This is a genomic window from Saccharopolyspora sp. NPDC047091 (assembly GCF_040643635.1).
Lineage (GTDB): Bacteria > Actinomycetota > Actinomycetes > Mycobacteriales > Pseudonocardiaceae > Saccharopolyspora_C.
The window spans coordinates 24,397-42,865 of the sequence record NZ_JBEYUS010000057.1; the positions used below are offsets into that span (position 1 = coordinate 24,397).

Annotated in this window: 15 protein-coding genes and 1 pseudogene; 8 read left to right on the forward strand and 8 right to left on the reverse strand. The window is 75.8% G+C overall.

Annotated features, from left to right (window positions below; translation table 11 throughout):
- Positions 1–61: 61 nt before the first annotated feature.
- Positions 62–412 carry a DUF3499 domain-containing protein gene (locus ABZ805_RS21850; RefSeq protein WP_358443275.1) on the reverse strand — a complete coding sequence of 117 codons (351 nt, stop codon included), beginning with the start codon at positions 410–412 and terminating at the stop codon, positions 62–64.
- Positions 413–665: 253 nt separating this feature from the next.
- Here ABZ805_RS21850 and ABZ805_RS21855 point away from each other — a divergent pair, with 253 nt between their 5' ends.
- A complete protein-coding gene (locus ABZ805_RS21855; RefSeq protein WP_184482313.1) occupies positions 666–1,139 on the forward strand; it encodes a metallopeptidase family protein in 474 nt (157 codons plus the stop codon).
- Between the two features lie 66 nt (positions 1,140–1,205).
- Here ABZ805_RS21855 and ABZ805_RS21860 read toward each other — a convergent pair whose 3' ends face one another.
- Together ABZ805_RS21860 and ABZ805_RS21865 are read right to left on the reverse strand one after the other, a co-directional pair.
- Entirely contained in the window at positions 1,206–4,889 is a 3,684-nt protein-coding gene (locus ABZ805_RS21860; RefSeq protein WP_358443240.1) for a glycosyltransferase, read from the reverse strand.
- 190 nt (positions 4,890–5,079) lie between these two features.
- Positions 5,080–5,412: a WhiB family transcriptional regulator gene (locus ABZ805_RS21865; RefSeq protein ID WP_358443277.1), complete on the reverse strand. Its 333-nt coding sequence runs from the start codon at positions 5,410–5,412 to the stop codon at positions 5,080–5,082.
- A 567-nt stretch (positions 5,413–5,979) separates the two neighbouring features.
- On the opposite strand from ABZ805_RS21865, the gene ABZ805_RS21870 reads away from it, so the two are divergent.
- The 4 genes from ABZ805_RS21870 (at position 5,980) to ABZ805_RS21885 (ending at position 9,762) form a co-directional block, all read left to right on the forward strand.
- Positions 5,980–6,720, forward strand: a complete 741-nt coding sequence (locus tag ABZ805_RS21870; protein ID WP_358443243.1) for a site-2 protease family protein — start codon at positions 5,980–5,982, stop codon at positions 6,718–6,720.
- Between the two features lie 70 nt (positions 6,721–6,790).
- Positions 6,791–7,798 carry a 2-phospho-L-lactate transferase gene (gene cofD / locus ABZ805_RS21875; protein WP_358443246.1) on the forward strand — a complete coding sequence of 336 codons (1,008 nt, stop codon included), beginning with the start codon at positions 6,791–6,793 and terminating at the stop codon, positions 7,796–7,798.
- Positions 7,795–9,138 (forward strand): coenzyme F420-0:L-glutamate ligase, encoded by a 1,344-nt coding sequence (locus ABZ805_RS21880; protein ID WP_358443248.1) that lies wholly within the window; start codon positions 7,795–7,797, stop codon positions 9,136–9,138. Before cofD ends, ABZ805_RS21880 begins: the two co-directional genes overlap by 4 nt.
- Before the next feature lie 63 nt (positions 9,139–9,201).
- Positions 9,202–9,762, forward strand: a complete 561-nt coding sequence (locus tag ABZ805_RS21885) for an NUDIX domain-containing protein (protein WP_358443250.1) — start codon at positions 9,202–9,204, stop codon at positions 9,760–9,762.
- On the opposite strand, the gene ABZ805_RS21890 is transcribed toward ABZ805_RS21885, so the two are convergent.
- Together ABZ805_RS21890 and ABZ805_RS21895 are read right to left on the reverse strand one after the other, a co-directional pair.
- Positions 9,747–10,649, reverse strand: coding sequence for a DNA-3-methyladenine glycosylase 2 family protein (locus ABZ805_RS21890; protein ID WP_358443253.1), 903 nt, complete (start codon positions 10,647–10,649; stop codon positions 9,747–9,749). The genes ABZ805_RS21885 and ABZ805_RS21890 overlap by 16 nt on opposite strands.
- 4 nt (positions 10,650–10,653) lie before the next feature.
- Complete coding sequence (locus ABZ805_RS21895) at positions 10,654–11,760, reverse strand: NDP-sugar synthase (RefSeq protein WP_358443256.1); 1,107 nt, start codon at positions 11,758–11,760, stop codon at positions 10,654–10,656.
- Positions 11,761–12,425: 665 nt separating this feature from the next.
- Between ABZ805_RS21895 and ABZ805_RS21900 the strand changes: the two are divergent.
- Positions 12,426–12,614, forward strand: a pseudogene (locus ABZ805_RS21900) (hypothetical protein); the annotation flags it as partial.
- A gap of 515 nt (positions 12,615–13,129) precedes the next feature.
- Here the strand turns inward: ABZ805_RS21900 and ABZ805_RS21905 are convergent.
- The 3 genes from ABZ805_RS21905 to ABZ805_RS21915 are packed head-to-tail and all read right to left on the reverse strand — an operon-like array spanning position 13,130 to position 16,360.
- Entirely contained in the window at positions 13,130–14,005 is an 876-nt protein-coding gene (locus ABZ805_RS21905) for a glycosyltransferase family 2 protein (RefSeq protein ID WP_358443258.1), read from the reverse strand.
- Between the two features lie 53 nt (positions 14,006–14,058).
- A complete protein-coding gene (locus ABZ805_RS21910; protein WP_358443260.1) occupies positions 14,059–15,210 on the reverse strand; it encodes a glycosyltransferase family 1 protein in 1,152 nt (383 codons plus the stop codon).
- 49 nt (positions 15,211–15,259) lie between these two features.
- A complete protein-coding gene (locus tag ABZ805_RS21915) occupies positions 15,260–16,360 on the reverse strand; it encodes a glycosyltransferase family 1 protein (protein WP_358443263.1) in 1,101 nt (366 codons plus the stop codon).
- Between the two features lie 127 nt (positions 16,361–16,487).
- Between ABZ805_RS21915 and ABZ805_RS21920 the strand changes: the two genes are divergently transcribed.
- Together ABZ805_RS21920 and ABZ805_RS21925 are read left to right on the forward strand one after the other, a co-directional pair.
- Positions 16,488–17,516, forward strand: coding sequence for a glycosyltransferase family 2 protein (locus ABZ805_RS21920; protein ID WP_358443266.1), 1,029 nt, complete (start codon positions 16,488–16,490; stop codon positions 17,514–17,516).
- 335 nt (positions 17,517–17,851) lie between these two features.
- The coding region (locus ABZ805_RS21925) for a glycosyltransferase family 2 protein (RefSeq protein ID WP_358443270.1) at positions 17,852–18,469 on the forward strand (618 nt) is incomplete at its 3' end.

Below are 18,469 nucleotides of genomic sequence, written 5' to 3' on the forward strand. Positions count from 1 at the left end.
ATCGGTGATCTTGCGGAGAGCTCCCGACGGCCACGAGCGGCACGTCACGTTCGGCGTGGTCCTAGTCGTCCCGGGGGTCGGGCAGCGCCCGCAGGTGCCCGCGCCTGCCGCCGCCGACGGAGAAGTCCGGCGCGTCCACCGGCCGGTCCGAACGCCCCGCTTCGCGTACCGCCTCGGCCAGCGCGGTCAGATCGTCCGCGGAACCGTCCGGCAGCGAGAACTCGCCCTCGTAGCGGACGACCTCCCAGCCCTTCGGCACCGTCAGCCGCAACGCGTGCTCCTCGCACAGGTCGTAGCTGTGGGGCTCCGCATACGTGGCGAGCGGTCCGACCACCGCGGTCGAGTCCGCATAGGCATACGTAAGCGTCGCAACGGCCGGGTTGGTACACCCGGTCCGCGAGCACCGCCTCACGCTCCGCACGACTGGCACGATAGCGCCCCCCGTCCAGCCCGCGCCGGAGGCACGCGGAAACGTCCTCGCCCGTCGATGTCGATCTTCCGGCGCGCACGGCTCTCACCGGCGGATTCGCGCAGGTGGACGGTGTTGTTCGCGCTGCGCTGAACGGGTGCCGGGCGATCCGGTGACGGCGGGTGCTCACATCCGGTGCCGACAGGCGACCCGAACGGGCATCCCCGCGGGGGTCCTGAGGGCGTACCCTCAGCCCGTGGTGACCGCACGTGGATATCGGCGCCGGACGCTCGCCCGGCGGGACCGTCGAGGGCGCGGCCTGCGCGGCCCCCTGTACCCGTCGTCGGTCCCGGTCGCGCGCAGCCGGTCGCAACGGTTCGACGCGATCGTGCTGGAAGCCCTGGAACCGATCGAGCAGCGCTGGCACGCCGAGCTGACCGAGCTCGACGTCGCCGTCGACGAGGTGCCCGAGGTCCAGGTCACCGCCCCCGAGAAGGTCGTCTGGGACGACGACGTGGTGGTGGACGCGAACGTGCCGCTGGCACGCCTCGTCCCCGCCGGGGTGGACCGCCGCGGGCTGCCGACCCGCGCCCGCATCGTGCTGTACCGCAGGCCGCTGGAGGCCCGCGCCCGCGACGGCCAGGACATGGCCGACCTGCTGCACGACGTGCTCATCGAGCAGGTCGCCACCTACCTGGGCTTGGACCCGGACGTCATCGAAGGCCAGTAGGCCCTGCCGAACTCCCCCGCCGGGCGGTGACCGCGAGGCCGCCGGGCACGGCGGGACGGCCGCCGCTCAGCTCTCCTCGGAGCGGCGCCGGGAGGGCAGGGCGCCGATCGCGGTGAACAGCACGGCCGCGGCCTGCACCACGAGCAGCGCGGTGCGGGACGAGTCGCCGTAGCCGACGCGGACCTCGCTCGCCGATTCCGGCACCGGCACCGCGACCTGATGGCCCCACCCCTCGGCCAGCGGCGCCTCCCGCCCGTCGATCACCGCGTGCCAGCCGGGTTCGTGCTCGGCGGCGAGCAGCAGCACCCGCCCCACCCCGCCGTCGGAGACGCGGACCGCGACCTCGGGCAGCGTCGCGGGCACGCCCAGCGGACGCGCCTGCGGGGACGGGGTCCCCGCGAGCCGCGCCTGCCGGGCCAGGTCGGGGCCGAGCAGCTGCACCGGGCCGGACGGCAGCAGCACCCGCAGCACCGGGGTGCCGTCGCCGAGTTCGCCGTGATCCGCCACCAGGTCCCCGGCCGCCACCCGCACCCGGTCGGCGGTCGCCGCGTCCGGCACCGCCACGTGCCCGGTGCCGCGGGCCGCAGCGGTGGCCAGCGCGGTCCGCACCCGCTGCGGGTCGCCGGAGAGCAGGTCCGCCTCGACCTCGCGCAGCCAGCGCATCGCGTCCGGCACCGGCACCAGGTCGTCGTCGCCGAAGCGCGGTGCGCGGCCCTCGACCAGCCGGGCCGGGGCCGGGCCGCGTTCGAGGAGCAGCATGCCGCCGGGCCCGTCGAGCTCAGCGGCCAGCGCCGGAGTCCCGCCGGTCGGCGCGACCTGCAGCGGTCCGCGCCCGGCGAACACCGCGCTCACCCCGGCCAGCAGCAGCACTCCGGTCAGCGCACCCGCGAGGACCCGGCGCGGCACCCGCACCGGCAGCGGTCCCGCGGACAGCGCCGCCCACAGCAGCCCGGCCGCGGCCACCACCAGCGGGGCCCCGGCACCGCCGGTGCCCGCCGGGCCGCCCGCCACCGGGGTCATCGCGATCCGGTCCACGGTGAACGCCACCGCCCACCCGGCGGCCGCCGTGACCGCGCCCGGGATCATCGCCGGGCGCGGGGCGAGCGCCGCCGCCAGCAGCGCGACCAGCACCAGCAGCCCACCGGCCCAAGTCGCCGGAGCCCCGTCGGCGCTGAGCAGCAGCGGCCACCACCCGGCGGGCACCTCGGTGATCCGCGCGCCGAGCCCGTGCAGCAGCAGTTCCGGGTGCTGCACCAGCACGACCGGCCACGGCAGCAGGCACGCGATCGGCAGCAGCACCAGCGCGGCCAGCCCGGCCATCCGGCGCCGCGCCCGCCGCGCCTCGCCGGGCACCGCCACGAACCCGAGCAGCGCCAGCACCACCAGCAGCGCCTGCACCAGCGGGGCGAACGCCCCCAGCACGGCCAGGCCGAGCGCCGTCGCGCAGGCGGTGCCCAGCCAATGCCGGGACTGGGCGAGCATCGCCAGCCGGGACAGCCCGATCACGGACGCGATGCCCGCCAGCAGCGGCGGCACCAGGACGTGTGCGACGACCACGTCGAGCCTGCCCTGCCCGGCGGCGGACGTGGCCAGCGGCAGCAGCGCGTACGCGCCCGCGGCCAGCGCCCGGTGCTCGCCGCGCATCGGCAGCGTGCGGGTCGCGGCGTAGGCGGTGAGCCCGGCCAGCGGCACGCCGAACAGCAGCAGCAACGCCACCACGGCGGGCGGCCCGCCGAGCGGCGCCAGCACCGTGCCCAGCAGCGCCAGCACCAGCAGCGCGGCGGGCGCGGGCGAACCGGTGCCGCCGTGCACCGGATGCCAGGAGGCGAGGTAGTCCCGCCAGGTCGACCCCAGGTCGACGGCGGCGAACAGCCTGCCGCCCTGCAGCTCGGCGCCGAACCGGGCGTGCTCGGCGACCAGGCCGTGCGTGATCAGCGCGATCGCGGTGAGCACCACCGCGAGCACCACCGGCGGCGCCAGCACCAGTTCCCGCAGCACCCGCCGCCGGTCCACCTGCACCAGCAGCAGCCTGCGGTCCGGTTCCGGGACGGAGCCCGCGTCGCGCGGCACCGGCGACGGCCGCCGCTGCTCCGCCGCGGCGGCCGCCGTCTCGACCGGCACCACCACGGGACCGCTGGGACGGCGCAGCCCGCCGACGCTGCGCCTGCGAGTGCCGAGCGCCCCCGCCGGGAGCGCGGCCGGACCGACCGAGCGCGGCGCCACCGGGGTCACCCGCGCCGGCCCGAGCGCGGCGGGCATGCGGCCGAGCACGACCTCGCGGCGCACCCGTTCCCGCACCAGCCCGGCGAACGCGGCCCGGAACCCGTTGCGCAGCCGCGTCACCCGGCTGGTGAGCAGACCGCGGACCCCGGACGGTTCCGGTGTGGTGCTCCGCCGTTCGGCGCGCGCCGTGCGCAACCCCATCCGGCCGGTGACCAGCGCGGTGAACACGGCGAGCTCGGCGGCCGCGTCCCCCCGCCGCCACAGCAGCCCGAACCCGGCGGCGCGCAGCAGCGCCAGCACCGCGAGCCGCGGCACGCCGAGCAGGAACGACCAGCGCGGCGCGTTGGCCAGGAAGGTGCGCACCCCGCCGACCCGCTCGGCGGCGCGCAGCGTGCGCCGGGTCGCGTCCGGTTCCCGGTCGCCGGCGCGCAGCGCGCCCGCGTGCCGCATCCGGGCGCTCGGCACGCACAGCACCAGGTGCCCGTCGGAGTTGGTGCGCCAGCCGAAGTCGATGTCCTCGAAGCCCAGCGGCAACGCCGGGTCGAACCCACCGAGCCGCTCGAAGACCTCGCGGCGGACCAGCGCGCCCGCGGTGGAGACGGCCAGCACCTCGGACACGACGCGGACGTCGGTGGGCGCGCGGCGCTCCGCGTCCGATGTGGACTCGGGGGACGAGCCGGCGCCGTCGGCCGCGGCCTCATCGGCGGCCGGGTCGGCGTCGGTGGGCCGGTCGTCCGGGGCGGATTCACCGACGGGTTCGGCGGGTTCGGTGTCGGCTGAGCCGTCGGGCTGAGCGGCGTCGGCGGTATCGGAAGAAGTGGCGGACTCGGCGACCGCGGAGTCGGTGCGGGCGGACTCGGTGCGGGCGGAGTCGGTTCTGGCGGTGTCGACGGAACCGGCGCCGACGGTGTCGTCGGTGTCGTCGGAGTCGGCATCCGCTCCGGCTCCGGCGGTGGCGGCCGACTCGTCCGCGGACCGCCCCGGACCTCCACCGATCTCCCCGTCCGCGGCGCCCGCCCAGGCGAGCTCCGGGTCGACCTCGGCCGAGCCGATGCCGGTCTGCCGGTGTCCCGAAGCGTCGGTGGACAGCCCGGCGTCCACCACGAGCCGCGGATCGTCCCAGTCCAGGCCGAGCGGCCCCAGCACGGCCGCGGCCGAATCCAGCTCGGCGACGTCCAGCAACCGGCGCAGGCAGTCCGGTTCCGGCGCGGAATCGTCGTGCAGCAGCCACAACCAGCGGCCCGGATCGCCCCAGCGGTCGACGGCGTGCTCGGTGGCCGCGGCGACCGCGGCGCCGAAACCGGTTTCCGGCGGCAGGTCCAGCACGCCGTCCACCAGGTCGGAGGCCGCCGCCAGCAGGTCCGCGGTGCCGTCGGTGGAACCGGTGTCCACCGCGAGCAGGTGCCGGGGCCGGACGGTGAGCTCGCGCAGCGCGGCCAGCACCTCCGGTAACCGGCGATCGCCGTCGTGGCACACGAGCACCGCCAGTGCGGGCGCGGTGTTCAGGCGCGGCGCGGTCCCGGCCACAGTGTCCTCCCCTGCCGTGGTGCGATCACCGCACGACGGTAGTGGACGGAAGCCGAAAAGCTGAGGGCCCGCCGCCGAACCGGGACGGGCGTGCGCGCGGACGTCTCAGGTGATCACCGCAGGTCCCTCCGGCGGGAAGCCGGGCCCTGCGCCGCGCGGGTCCCTCGGACCGGCGGGCGCGGGCCCGGCTTCACACCGCGCGTCGCTTGAGGCGGCGGCGCTCCCGCTCGGACAGCCCGCCCCAGATGCCGAAGCGCTCGTCGTGCTCCAGCGCGTACTCCAGGCATTCGGACCGGACCTCGCAGCCCGCGCAGATGCGTTTGGCCTCGCGAGTGGAACCGCCCTTCTCCGGGAAGAAGGCCTCTGGATCGGTTTGCGCGCACAATGCGCGCTCCTGCCACTCCTGTTCCGGCTCACCCAGTTCGAAGAGCTGGGCGAGCACATCGGCATCCGTGGTCTCGGATTCCTTCGGATCCCCCCATTGCACCAGGTTCCCCTGAAGCAGCGGATGACTCTGTTCCATCAAGCGGCCCTGTTCCATCAGGTGGGCTTGACCTGTCTCCCACATTGGTCCTCCCCCGATCGCTCCCGTTCCCTCCGGCCCTCCCCAGGACCGTTCGGGATGCACTCCGGACGTGAGGCGCACCGCGCCCCGCGTCGCCGCCCGGGCAGCGCACCGGCCCTCTCACCGGACCCGCCCGTTCGACCATGGCCACCTACCGGGACTCCCTTTTCCCGGCCTCCGCTCGAAATCCGGCAGGCGGAAAATCCACGAGGTGGAAATCCGAACCGGACGATTCGTCGGGATTCACCACCGGTGGCCGACCGCGCTGCGGTGGACCGCCCGGTGAACCCGCCGCCGAGCAATCATTTCAGCGGAGAATGACACCGCTGTGATTACACCGGTGTAGCTCCACTCGGTCAAGCGGAGCCAACCCGTTGAGGGACCCCGCGGCTCCCGCCGCATGACGCAACTCCGGCACTCTTTTGTCGGCAGCCCATTACGCCAGGTGGCAGCGCCGCGCAGCACCGATCAGGACTTTTCACCCGGCCGTGCCCGGCCGTCGGGGCGACCGGGGACACTGGGGGCGTGAAGACGCGTGTGAGCCCCCTGTTCCTGGCCCTGCTCGGCGCGACGGTGCTCGGCGGTGTGCTCGCCACCGTCGACCAGCCGTTCGCCCGGACCACCGGAATCGTGCTGATCGTCATCGGCGGGTGGGCGGCGTCGCTGTGCCTGCACGAGTTCGGGCACGCGATCACCGCGTACCGGGGTGGCGACCTGTCGATCCCGGGCAAGGGCTACCTGACGCTCGACCCGCGCCGTTACACCGATCCGGTACTCAGCATCGTGCTGCCGTTGCTCTTCGTGATCGCCGGTGGGATCCCGCTGCCCGGTGGCGCGGTGTGGATCAACCACCACGCGCTGCGCACCCGGCGCGTCGAATCGATGGTGTCGCTGGCCGGACCGCTGACGAACCTGGTGATCGGGATGCTGATCACGGCCGCGGTGCTGCTGGTGCCGATGCCGATCGGGCTCTCCACCGGACTGTCCTACCTGGCGTTCCTGCAGGTGATCGCGTTCGTGCTGAACATCCTGCCGGTGCCGGGCCTGGACGGGTACGGCGCGATCGAGCCGTGGCTGTCGCGCCAGGCCCGGGAGTTCGGCGAGAAGGCGCGGCCGTGGGCGCCGCTGGTGCTGTTCCTGCTGCTGTTCGCGGTGCCGTTCGTGGGCCAGGCGTTCTTCTCGCTGGCGTACCTGGTGTTCGGCGTCGTCGGCGGGAATCCGGTGCTGGCGATGCTGGGCCAGGAGACCTTCCGCTTCTGGCAGTGATCACCGGCCGGTGACGCAGCGGACACCGGTCCGGCCTCGGACGGCCCCGCCCGCGTGCGAGGATCGCGGGGTGAAGGTCGTAGCACTGGTCGGTGGAGTCGGCGGGGCGCGGTTCCTGCTGGGGGTCAAGGCAGCGCTGGGCATGCCCGCGCTCGGCGAAGGCGACGGCGGGTCCCCGCACGAGGTGACCGCCGTGGTCAACATCGGCGACGACGTGTGGATGCACGGGCTGCGGGTCTGCCCGGACCTGGACACCTGCATGTACACCCTCGGCGACGGCATCGACACCGAGAAGGGCTGGGGCCGCGTCGACGAGACGTGGTCGGTGAAGGAGGAGCTGGCCGCCTACGGCGCCGAACCGAGCTGGTTCGGGCTGGGCGACCGGGACATCGCCACCCACCTGGTCCGGTCGCGGATGCTGCGCGCCGGCTACCCGCTGTCCGCGGTGACCGAGGCGCTGTGCGACCGCTGGCGGCCCGGGGTGCGGCTGCTGCCGGTCAGCGACGACCGGGTCGAGACGCACGTGGCGATCGAGGACCCCACCACCGGCGAACCGGCCGCGGTGCACTTCCAGGAGTGGTGGGTGCGCCACCGCGCGGAACCGGCCGCGGGAGCCATCGTGCCGGTCGGCGCCGAGGAGGCCAAGCTCGCGCCGGGCGTCGCCGAGGCGATCGCCGGGGCCGACGTGGTGCTGGTCGCGCCGTCGAACCCGGTGGTGAGCGTGGGGACGCTGCTCGCGGTGCCCGGGTTCCGGGAGGCGCTGCGCTCGACGCCCGCACCCGTGGTGGGTGTGTCCCCGATCATCGGCGGCCGCCCGCTGCGCGGCATGGCCGACGCCTGCCTGACCGCGATCGGCGTGGAGACCTCCGCCGAAGCGGTCGGCAGGCTCTACGGTTCCCGTGCCGAGTCCGCCGACGGCGTGCTCGACGCGTGGCTGGTGCACACCGGCGACACCGCCGACGTGCCGGGCGTGGCGGTGCGCGACGTCCCGCTGCTGATGTCCGACGTGGCTGCGACCGCGGAGATGGCGCGGGCCGCGTTCGACGCGGCCGGGCTCGCGGTTCCGGAGGCGTCATGAGGGATCACGCGGCGACCGCCGGGCTCCAGCTGTTCGCGGTGACCGGGCTGCCCGAGTTCGGGCCCGGCGACGACGTGGCGGCCTCCATCGCGGCGGGCGCGCCGTGGCTGTCCGACGGGGACGTCGTGGTGGTCACCAGCAAGGTCATCTCGAAGGTCGAGGACCGGGTGGTGCGCACCCCGCGCGACCCGGCGGAACGGGAACGGCTGCGCCGCGAACTGGTGCGCTCCGAGGCCACCGAGGTGCTGGCCCGGTTCCGGAACACGCTGATCACCCGGAACCGGCTGGGCATCGTGCAGGCCGCCTCCGGGGTGGACGCCTCGAACGTGGCGCTGGACCGGATCGCGCTGCTGCCGGAGGACCCGGACGCCTCCGCGCGCAGGCTGCGCGCCGGACTGGCCGACCGGCTCGGCGTGCAGGTCGGCGTGGTGATCACCGACACGATGGGGCGGACCTGGCGCAACGGGCAGACCGACGCGGCGATCGGCGCGGCCGGGCTGCGGGTGCTGCACCGGTACGCGGGCAGCGTCGACGCGCAGGGCAACGAGCTGGCCGTCACCGAGGTCGCCATCGCCGACGAGGTCGCGGCCGCCGCGGACCTGGTGAAGGGCAAGCTCGGCGGCGTCCCGGTCGCGGTGCTGCGCGGGCTGAGCACCGAGGACGACGGTTCCTCGGCGCGGGACCTGACGCGGCCGGTGGAGCACGACCTGTTCCGGCTCGGCACCGACGAGGCCATCGCGCAGGGCCGCCGGGAAGCGGTGCTGCTGCGCCGCTCGGTGCGCGCGTTCAGCGCGGAACCGGTGGCCGAGGAGCCGGTGCGCCGGGCCGTCGCCGCCGCGCTCACCGCACCCGCCCCGCACCACACCCGCCCGGTGCGGTTCGTGTGGCTGCGGGACCGGCCGCTGCGGGCGAAGCTGCTGGACGCGATGCGCACGGCGTGGCTCGCGGACCTGCGCGGCGACGGCCGCGAGGAGGCCGCCGCGCAGCGCCGGGTGGGCCGCGGCGACCTGCTGTACGCGGCCCCGGAGCTGGTGCTGCCGTTCCTGGTCCGGGACGGCTCGCACGACTACCCGGACGCGCGGCGCACCGCGGCGGAGCGGGAGATGTTCACCGTGGCGGGCGGGGCGGCCGTGCAGGGACTGCTGGTGTCGCTGGCCGCGGAGGAGCTCGCCTCCTGCTGGGTGTCCTCGACGATGTTCTGCCCGGACGTGGTGCGGGCGGCGCTGGACCTGCCGGAGTCGTGGGAACCGCTGGGCGCGGTGGCCGTCGGCCACCCCGCCGAGCCGGTCGACGGCCCGCGCCCGCCGCGCGACCTGGCCGACGGGCTGCTGGAACTCTGACACCACCGCAGGTCGACGACCCGCCCGCCGAGTGAGCGGGTGCGAGCACGAGGAGGTTCGGTCGTGGGGGCCGAGGTGTTGCACGCGGACGCGGAACAGGTGCTGCGCGGGTGGCGGCCGTCCGACGGCGGGCAGGAGGCGCTGCGCCACGCGTTCCTCGCCCTGCTGGACGCGCGCGAGGACGCGTGCCTGCGCGCCTGCGCGCCGGGGCACGTGACGGCCTCGGCGGTGCTGCTGGACGCGGCCGCCGAGCACGTGCTGCTCACCCTGCACCCCCGGGTCGGGAAGTGGCTGCAGCTCGGCGGGCACTGCGAACCGGAGGACACCTCGCTGGCGGGCGCCGCGCTGCGGGAGGCCACCGAGGAGTCCGGGATCGACGGGCTGGCGGTGTCCGCGGAACCGGTGCACCTGGACGTGCACCCGATCACCTGCTCGCTGGGCGTGCCGACCCGGCACTTCGACGTCCGCTACCTGGTGCGCGCGCCCGCGGGCGCCGAGCCGGTGCGCAGCGACGAGTCGCTGGACCTGCGCTGGTGGCCGGTCGACGCGCTGCCCGCGGACTCCGATCTGGGCCCGCTGCTGGCCGCGGCCGGACCGCACCTCGCGGCTCAGAGCACCCGGTAGTCGCGGGGCGGCAGCCGCGGCCCGAACCGCGGGCGGGTGACCCCGGCAGCGCCGAGGTAGCGCACCGCGCGGTGCCGCTGGCCCGCGTACGGGGCGAGCGCCGCCAGCATCTCCGCGTCGTCCATCGGCCGGCCCGCGAGCCCGATCCCGACGATCGTCGGCAGGTGGTAGTCACCGACGCTGACCGCGTCCGGATCGCCCCAGGCCCGCTGCGCGACCTCCGCGGCCGTCCACGGCCCGATGCCGGGCACGTGCTGGAGCAGCGCGCGGCCCGGCTCGCCACCCAGCTCCACGGCCCGTTCCAGGCGGTGCGCCACCCCGGCCGCGGCGATCAGGGTGCGCCGCCGGGCGCCGTCCACGCCCGCCTTGTGCCACTCCCAGTCGCGGATCTCCCGCACCTGCCGCGGGCTCGGCGGCGCGCACAGGCCGCGCGGCGCGGGACCGGGCGCGGGGGTGCCGAACCGGCGGCACAGCTCGCGCCAGGAACGCCACGCCTCCCGGTTGGTGACCTTCTGCTCCAGCACGGCGGCGACCAGCGCGTCCCACACCCGCCCGGTCGAGCAGAGCCGGAGGCCGCGGGCGGCCCGCATCCCCCGCCGGACCACGTCGTGCGCGGGTGCGAAGCCGCCGTCGTCGTCGGCGGCGCCGAGCAGCCGCGGCACCCGGGCCAGCAGCGGTTCCGCGCCGTCGCCCCACGCCTCGGCGACGACCTCGCCGGCCGGGTCGGCGGCGAGCCGGAGCGTCCCGGCACCGTGCGCGGTGGTCATCGCCAGCCACCACGCCCCGGAGTCCTGCACCGCGCTGGCGGGGTCCCCGCTGCCGCGGCGCAGCGGGGACAGCACCCGCGGGAGGTCCAGCGGGCCGGTCGGCCGCCAGGTGGTGCGCATCAGGTCATCTCCGGTCCGCCGAGAACCGCACGCCACCGGCGGGGATCTCCACGCCCGGCCACACCCGGGCGCCGTCCAGCAGTTCGCACTCGTCGCCGAGCACCACGCCGTCGCCGAGCACCGCGCCGCGCAGCGCCACGCCCGCGCCGATGCGGGCCCCGGCGCCGATCACGCAGCCGTCCACCTCGGTCTCCGCACCGATGTGCGCGCCGTCGAACACCATCGAGCCGGTGACCCGGGCGCGCTCCCCGACGACCGCGCCCGCGCCGATGGTGCTGCCGCCGTCGACGACGGCGTCCGCGGCGACCTGCGCGCCGGGCAGCAGCAGCGCCTCCCCCGGGGTGCCGGGCAGCGCCGCGGACGGCAGCTCGCCGCGCACCAGGTCCGCCGAACCGCGCACGTAGGCGGCGGGCGTGCCCATGTCCAGCCAGTACGAGGAGTCCACGTGCCCCTGCAACCGGGCGCCCGCGGCCAGCAGGCCGGGGAAGGTCTCGCGCTCCACCGACACCCGCCGACCGACCGGGATGTCCTCGATCACGGGGCGGCGGAACACGTAGCAACCGGCGTTGATCTGGTCGACCGGCGGATCCTCGGTCTTCTCCAGGAACGCGGTGACCCTGCCGTCGGCGTCGGTGGGCACGCAGCCGAACTGGCGCGGGTCCGCCACCTTCACCAGGTGCAGCGTCACCTCGGCGGCGCTGGCGCGGTGGGTCTCGACGAGGGAGCGCAGGTCCAGGCCGGAGAGGATGTCGCCGTTGAACACCAGCACGTCCTTCGCCCGCAGCAGGTGCGCCACGTTGCGGATGGCGCCCGCGGTGTCCAGCGGCTCGTCCTCGACGACGTACTCCAGCTCCAGGCCGAACTCGGAGCCGTCGCCGAAGTGCTCGGCGAACACCTCGGCCTTGTAGGAGGTGCCGAGCACGACGTGCCGGATGCCGGCCGCCCGGATCCGCGCCAGCAGGTGGCTCAGGAACGGCACCCCGGCGGTGGGCAGCATCGGTTTCGGCGCGGACAGCGTCAGCGGGCGCAGGCGCATGCCCTTGCCGCCGACGAGCACCACCGCCTCCGCGTCGGGCAGCGGGCCGGGCGAACCATCGGGACCGGCGCTCATACCGGACCTCCTTCCTCGCGCCGGGCTCGTCCCGGCCTCCGGTACCGGCAGGCGACCGCGGTCAGCGGCGGCGGGGGCTCCCCCGCGCCGGTGCCGGGTGCGTGCGGTAGATCCTGACGAAAACCCGTTGGGGGGAATACTGTGACAACGACGGCGGCATAATGGAGGCCGGGTTCCGGCTCAGTGGAATCGGTCACTACCCGGCCGTTCCGCGAGCACGGCACCCCGCACGCCCCCGATCCTCCCGGTGGCACGCGCGGAACGGCGACCGCGACGGCGCGGCGCGGTCCCGGGCGGCCGCCCCCGAATGCGACCGGAGCACCGCGGCTCCACCCCACCTCGGCGTCGCGGATCCGCTCCCGGTGGTGGCACGATGATCGTCGTGCCGCGACGACACCGGGCGCTCGACCACCGCCAATACCGGCCCCGGACCGGGAACGGCGGATACAGTGCGAAGCAGCGGAGCAGGACCGAACCCCGCGCCACGGCGCGGACCGAAGTCGAACCCCGTGCCGGGACGCGGACAGGGCACGCATACCTTGCCGCGGGACGGTGACAACACGAAGGGACCGCGGCGCGACGAGCTCCTCGCCGGCGCCCCGCGGTAGCGCGACGGTCGCGACGCGGCCGAGAAGCCGACGGCGAAAGCATGGAGAGGCACCGCTATGGACCCGCGGGACCGAGCCGACGAAACACTTGCTCGTGCGCGGGCACGGGGCGCGTTCGTCGTGACACCGGACAGCGCCACCTCGCCGATGGACGCCTCGACGACCGTGCGGATTCCGCGCACCGTGGTCGACGCCGCCGATCACGCGCAGGTCGATGCGGACGCGACGACGGCGATCCCGCAGGCCACGGCTCCGCAGCAGTCCCAGCAGGGCGGGCAGCAGCAGGCGGCGTGGCCGCAGCAGCGCGCCGAGCAGCGGCCGCAGCAGACCGGGCAGGGCCACTACCAGCAGAGCGGCCAGCAGGGCCAGCAGCAGAACCGGCCGCAGCAGCAGGGCGGTGACCAGCAGGCCCGGCAGCAGGGCGGCCAGCAGGCCGGTCCCCAGCAAGGCGCTCAGCAGCAGGCGGGCCAGCAGCACGGCGGCCAGCAACAGGCGGGGCAGCAGCAGGGCGGCCAGCAACAGGGCGCTCAGCAGCAGGGCGGCCAACAACAAGCGGGCCAGCAGCAGGGCGGCCGGAACGACCAGTACGGCTGGCCGGACGAGGACTTCGGCCAGCAGCTGCCGCCGAACCCGTACCAGGCGCAGCGCCCCGAGGGCCAGTTCGGCCCGCTCGGTTCCCGCGCCGCTCGCCAGCAGTACTAGCGCCGGCAGCACCGGCCGGAGCCCGGCGGGCGGCGCGGTGCTCGCGCCGCCCGTCCCGGTTACTTCCCGCGCGCCCGCACTTCCAGCCGCGCCCGCACCGCCAGCGCGGCCCGCAGCGCCAGCCGCAGCGGCGCCCACACCGCGCCCCGGTGCCGGTCGGCGAGGTACCGGTAGGCGCTGCGGTGGTGCTCCACCAGCATCTTCGCCGGTGCGCTGGAGGTGGCGTGCCCGCCGATGTGCGTGATCCGCGCGCTGGGCACGAACACGTTCAGCCAGCCCTTGCGGGCGAGCCGGTCCCCCAGGTCCACGTCTTCGAAGTACATGAAGTAGCGCGGGTCGAACCCGTCGATGCCGTCGAAGGCCTCGCGGCGCAGCAGCAGGCAGGAGCCGGACAGCCAGCCTGCGGTGCGCTCTTCGACGACCGCCTCGGACTGCCGGTAGGCGCGGGTCCACGGGTTGCCCGGCCAGATCCGGCCGAACACCGCGTGCCCCGCTCCCCGCCCCAGCGAGGGCAGCAGCCGCGCGGACGGGTAGACGGTGCCGTCGGGCTCGTTGATCAGCGGGCCGAAGGCACCGCCGCGCGGCCAGCGCTCGGCCGCGGCCAGCAGCGCGTCCAGCGCCCCCGGCGCCCATTCGACGTCGGCGTTGCTGATCACCACCCAGCCGTACTCCGCGCCGAGGGCCGCCACCCCGCGGTTCGCTCCCCCGCCGTAGCCGAGGTTCGCCCCGGTCGGCAGGAATTCGACCTCGGAGCGGGTCTCGGCGGCGCGTTCCGGTTCCCCGTCCGTCGACCCGTTGTCGGCCAGGACCACCCGTACCGGGCGTTCGGTGGCAGCGCGGATCGAGTCGAGGTTGCGGTCGAGGGTCTCGCCGGGCGAGTAGGTCACGATGACGATGGCGAGCTGGTCGCCATGGCTGCGGGAAGAGGCGGTCACGCCCGGACATTCTGCCGAACGGCGCGCGGCGGCCGCGGGGCGGTGAGGCCCCGTCAGCGGCGGCGGCGGTGCAGGTGGTGCGCACGGGAGTAGGCCTCGCGGTGCTGCGCCGCGCACGCGGCCCAGGTGAACTCCTTGGCACGGCGCTGGGCGGCGGCCGACAGCGCGGCGCGGCGGGCCGGATCGTCGAGCAGCCCGGTCAGCCCGGTGGCGATCTCGGCGGGCCGCACCCCGCAGTAGGCGACGGCGTCGCCGCCGACCTCGGGCAGGCTGAGGCGTCCGGTGGTGAGCACGGCCGCGCCGCAGGCCATCGCCTCCAGGACGGGCAGCCCGAAGCCCTCGCCGATGCTCGGGTAGGCGACGACGTGCGCGCCGCCGAGGAAACCGGGTAATTCGGCGAACGGCACGTACCCGGCGCGGATCACCCGCACCCGGTGCGGCACCGCCTCCAGCGCCCGCTCCACCCGGGTGTCCCAGCCGGGCTGCCCGGCCAGCACCAGCGCCGGGTCGTCGGAGCGGCCGCGCCCGGCCGCGGTGAATCCCTTGATCAGGGCGGGCACGTTCTTGCGGGGTTCGAGGGCGCCGAGGAACGCCACGTACGGCTGGTCGTGCAGACCCAACCGGTCCCGCACGGCCGTGATCTCGGCGGGCGACGGCGGGTGGAAGTGCTCGGGGTCGACGCCGTGGTACATCACGTGCATCGCCGTGCGGTCGGCTCCGGCGCTGCGGGCGAGCTCGTCGGCGGTGGCTTCGCTCGGCACCACGCAGAGGGTGGCGCGGCGCAGCGCGGCCTTCGTCCAGGAGCGGAAGAAGCGGGCCTTCACCGGCGAGTGCAGCGCGGGGTCGGTGAAGAACGTGGCGTCGTGCAGGGTGACCACGGACGCGGCCGGGTTCGCCAGCGGCGTCGTGTAGTGCGGCGAGTGCAGCACGTGCGCGCCGAGCCTGCGCACCAGCCGGGGCAGCGTCGTCTGCTCCCAGGTGAGGCGGGCGGTGCGGGTCGCGACGGCCTCCGCCGCCGGGATGATCCGGCTGTTCGGGGCGAGCCTGCCGTACAGCGCGGCGTCCCGCGGCTGGCAGGCGACGCTCAGCTGCGCGCCGTCCTGGTCGAGCGCGGCCAACAAGGAATCCACGTAGCGACCGACGCCACCGCGGTCCGCGGGGACGGCGGTGGCGTCGACGAGGAGCTGCGGCTCGCCTCTGTGCACGCGTGCAGCGTACGGGGGTGCCGGTGCGGATCGTGGGGGGTTCCGGAAATCAGGTCTCGAGGTGCGCCCGCCACACCTGCTCGGCCGCGCGCCGCCAGCCGAACAGCTCGGCGCGGCGCGGTCCGGCCGCCGCCATCCGGTCCCGCTGGTCCGGGTCGTCGACGGCGATGCGCAGCGCGCGGGCCAGCGCGCGCGGGTCGGCGCGGCGCGCGGTGAGGCCGGCGGACCCGGCGACCTCCACCAGGGCGGGGGCGTCGGAGTGCACCACGGGCGTGCCGAGCGCCATCGCCTCCAGCACCGGCAGCCCGAAGCCTTCGGCGAGGCTCGGCGCCACCAGGGCGGTCGCCCGCCGCAGCAGCACGGCGAGCTCGGCGTCGCCGATGTCGCGCAGCACCCGCACCCGCCCGGCGGGCAGCCCGTGCCGTTCGGCGAGCCGCACCGGATCGACCCCGCCCCAGCCGGGCACGCCGACCAGCAGCAGCGGCAGGTCGGGGGCCTCCGGGCGGGACAGCGCCTCGATCAGGTGCGCGTGGCCCTTGCGCGGTTCGAAGGTGCCGACGGTCAGCAGGTACCGCGGCGGGAGGCTCGCGGCGGCGGTGCGCACCCGGTCCGGGTCGGGGGCGGCGAGCAGCGCCTCGGGCACGCCTTCGCCGATCACCCGCACGTCGGCGCGCAGCTCGACGCGGGTGGCGAGGTCGGCGGCGACGGCCTCGGTGGGCACCACGATCGCGTCGGCCTCGCGGGCGGCGCGGGTGATCGCGCGGCGGTGCCAGGCGGCGCCGCGCGGGGTGAGCGTCTCGGGGTGCGTCCAGGGCACCGTGTCGTGCACCGTCACCACCAGGCCGCGGCCGCGCTTGCGGGCCGGGGCCAGCGGGGTCATGGCGTGCACCGCGTCGCCGCCCGGCCACGGCGGGAGGCCGTGCTCCCAGGCCGCGGTGAGGGCGCGGCGCGGCAGCGGCAGCACCTTCGGGCCCGCCACCCCGGCCACGGTGGCGCGGGCCGGGTCGCCGCCGCGGCTGATCGCGCTGCTCACCTCCCAGCCCGCGGGGGCGGTGGCGGCGAGCGCGGCGAGCAGTTCGCGGGTGTAGCGGCCCGTTCCGCCGGGCACGCGGGTGACCAGCTGCTCGGCGATCACGACCAACTCGGGCACCTCATCACCTCTCCAGTTCGCGGACGCTGCACTCCGAGCAGAACCCTACGCTGCGAATTCACCGGCCCCGCCGGGAAGCGCGGTGCCGTCGCCTAGGGTTCGGGGCCTGCGGCGGGACGGAGGCGGTGTGCGGAGCACGGTCGTGGTGGTGACGTGGCGCGGGCGGCGGCACCTGACCGCCTGCCTGGACGCGGTAGCCGCACTCGACCGTCCACATCGGACATTGGTGGTGGACAACGCCTCCGACGACGGCACGGCCGAGCTGATCGCCCGGCACCCGTCCCGGCCGGAGGTGCTGCGGCTGCCCCGCAATCTCGGCTACGCGGGCGGGATCGCCGCCGCGCTGCCGCGGATCGGCACCCCGTTCACCGCCTGGCTCAACGACGACGCCGCGCCCGAACCCGGCTGGCTCGCCGCGCTGGAGGACGCGCTCGACGCGGACCGCGGGGTGTGGGCGGCGGCCGCGGTGCTGCGCACTCCCGACGGGGTGGTGCAGTCCGCCGGGGTGCGGTTGAGCGCAGACGGGCACGGCGTCGATTCGGGGGGCGGGGCCGGTGCGCGGGCCGGGGGCGATCCGGGGCCCGAAACCGATCCGAGGGCCGGAGTCGATCCGAGCGCTGATGCCGACTCGGCCGGGACCGGCCCGATCGCCGGAACCGCCCCGGTGCGGGAGGTGTTCGGGTTCTGCGGCGGGGCGGCGCTGCTGCGGACCGCGGAACTGCGCGCCGCGGGCGGAGTTCCCGCGCGGTTCTTCTGCTACTACGAGGACACCGACACCGCGTGGCGGCTGCGGCTCGACGGCGGCCGGGTGCTGCTGGTGCCCGGCGCGCGGGTGGCGCACCTGCACGGCGCGAGCACCCGGCCCGGTTCGGCGCGGTTCCACCGGTGGAACGAGCGGAACCGGCTGCTGATGCTGCTGCGCTGCGCGCCGGGGCGGGTCGCGGTGCGGGAGCTCGCCCGGTTCGCCGCGCTCACCGGGGTGCTGCCGCTGCGGCGGCTGCGCGGAGCTCCGGTGCCGCCGCCGAACTTCCGGTTCGGGCTCCGGCTGCGGGTGCTCGCCGAGCTCGGCGCGCTCGCCCCCGGCGCGCTGCTCGCCCGCCGCGGCCGCACCGCGCGCGCCCGCGCCGAGGTGTGGCGGCGCTGGGCGGGCCGCTGACCCGCACCCGCTCCGCGGGTGAACGGACCGTTCGCCCAACGGCATCGGACGGGCAGCCCGCCCCCGACACCACCGCACGAACCAACGGACCGCTCGCCCGACGAGATCGGACGGCGATCCGCCCACCTCGACACCACGGCACGAACCAACGGACCGTTCGCCCAACGAGATCGGACCGGCGGTCCACGCACCGACACCACCGCACGAACCAACGGACCGTTCGCCCGACGAGGCCGGACCGGCGGTCCGCGCACCCCGGCGGCGGTGGTGCCGGATTCGGGTGGATCTTCGGACTGCGTGCGTTCGGCGGGCACCGATAGGGCACGCTTAGGGGCGTGGCTGATACCTCCGAGTCCGCTGCGCTGCCCGCAGTCTCCGTGATCGTCGTCAACCACCGCGGTGCCGAGGACACGATCACGTGCCTGCGCGCGGTGCGCGACCAACTGGACTACCCGGCGGACCGGCTGGAACTGATCTGCGTCGACAACACCCCGGGCAGCGCCGAAGCCGCCCGCATCCGCGCCGCGGCGCCGGGCGCCACCGTGCTGGAACCGGGCGAGAACCTGGGTTTCGCCGGCGGCTGCAACCTGGGCGCGCGGACCGCGTCGGGCCAGGTGCTGGCGTTCCTGAACAACGACGCCCGGCCGGACCGGGACTGGGTGCGGGCCGCGGTGGCGGTGCTGCGCGCCGAGCCGACGGTGGGCGCGGTCGCCAGCAAGGTCCTGGACTGGGAGGGCGAGCTCGTCGACTTCGTGGACGGCGGGCTCACCTGGTTCGGCATGGGCTACAAGCGGTTCGCGGGCGAACCGGACGACGGCAGCCACGACGCGCCGCGGGACGTGCTGTTCGGCACCGGTTCGGCGCTGCTGGTGCGCGCCGAGCTGTTCGCCGCGCTGGACGGGTTCGACGAGCGGTTCTTCATGTTCTACGAGGACGTGGACCTGGGCTGGCGG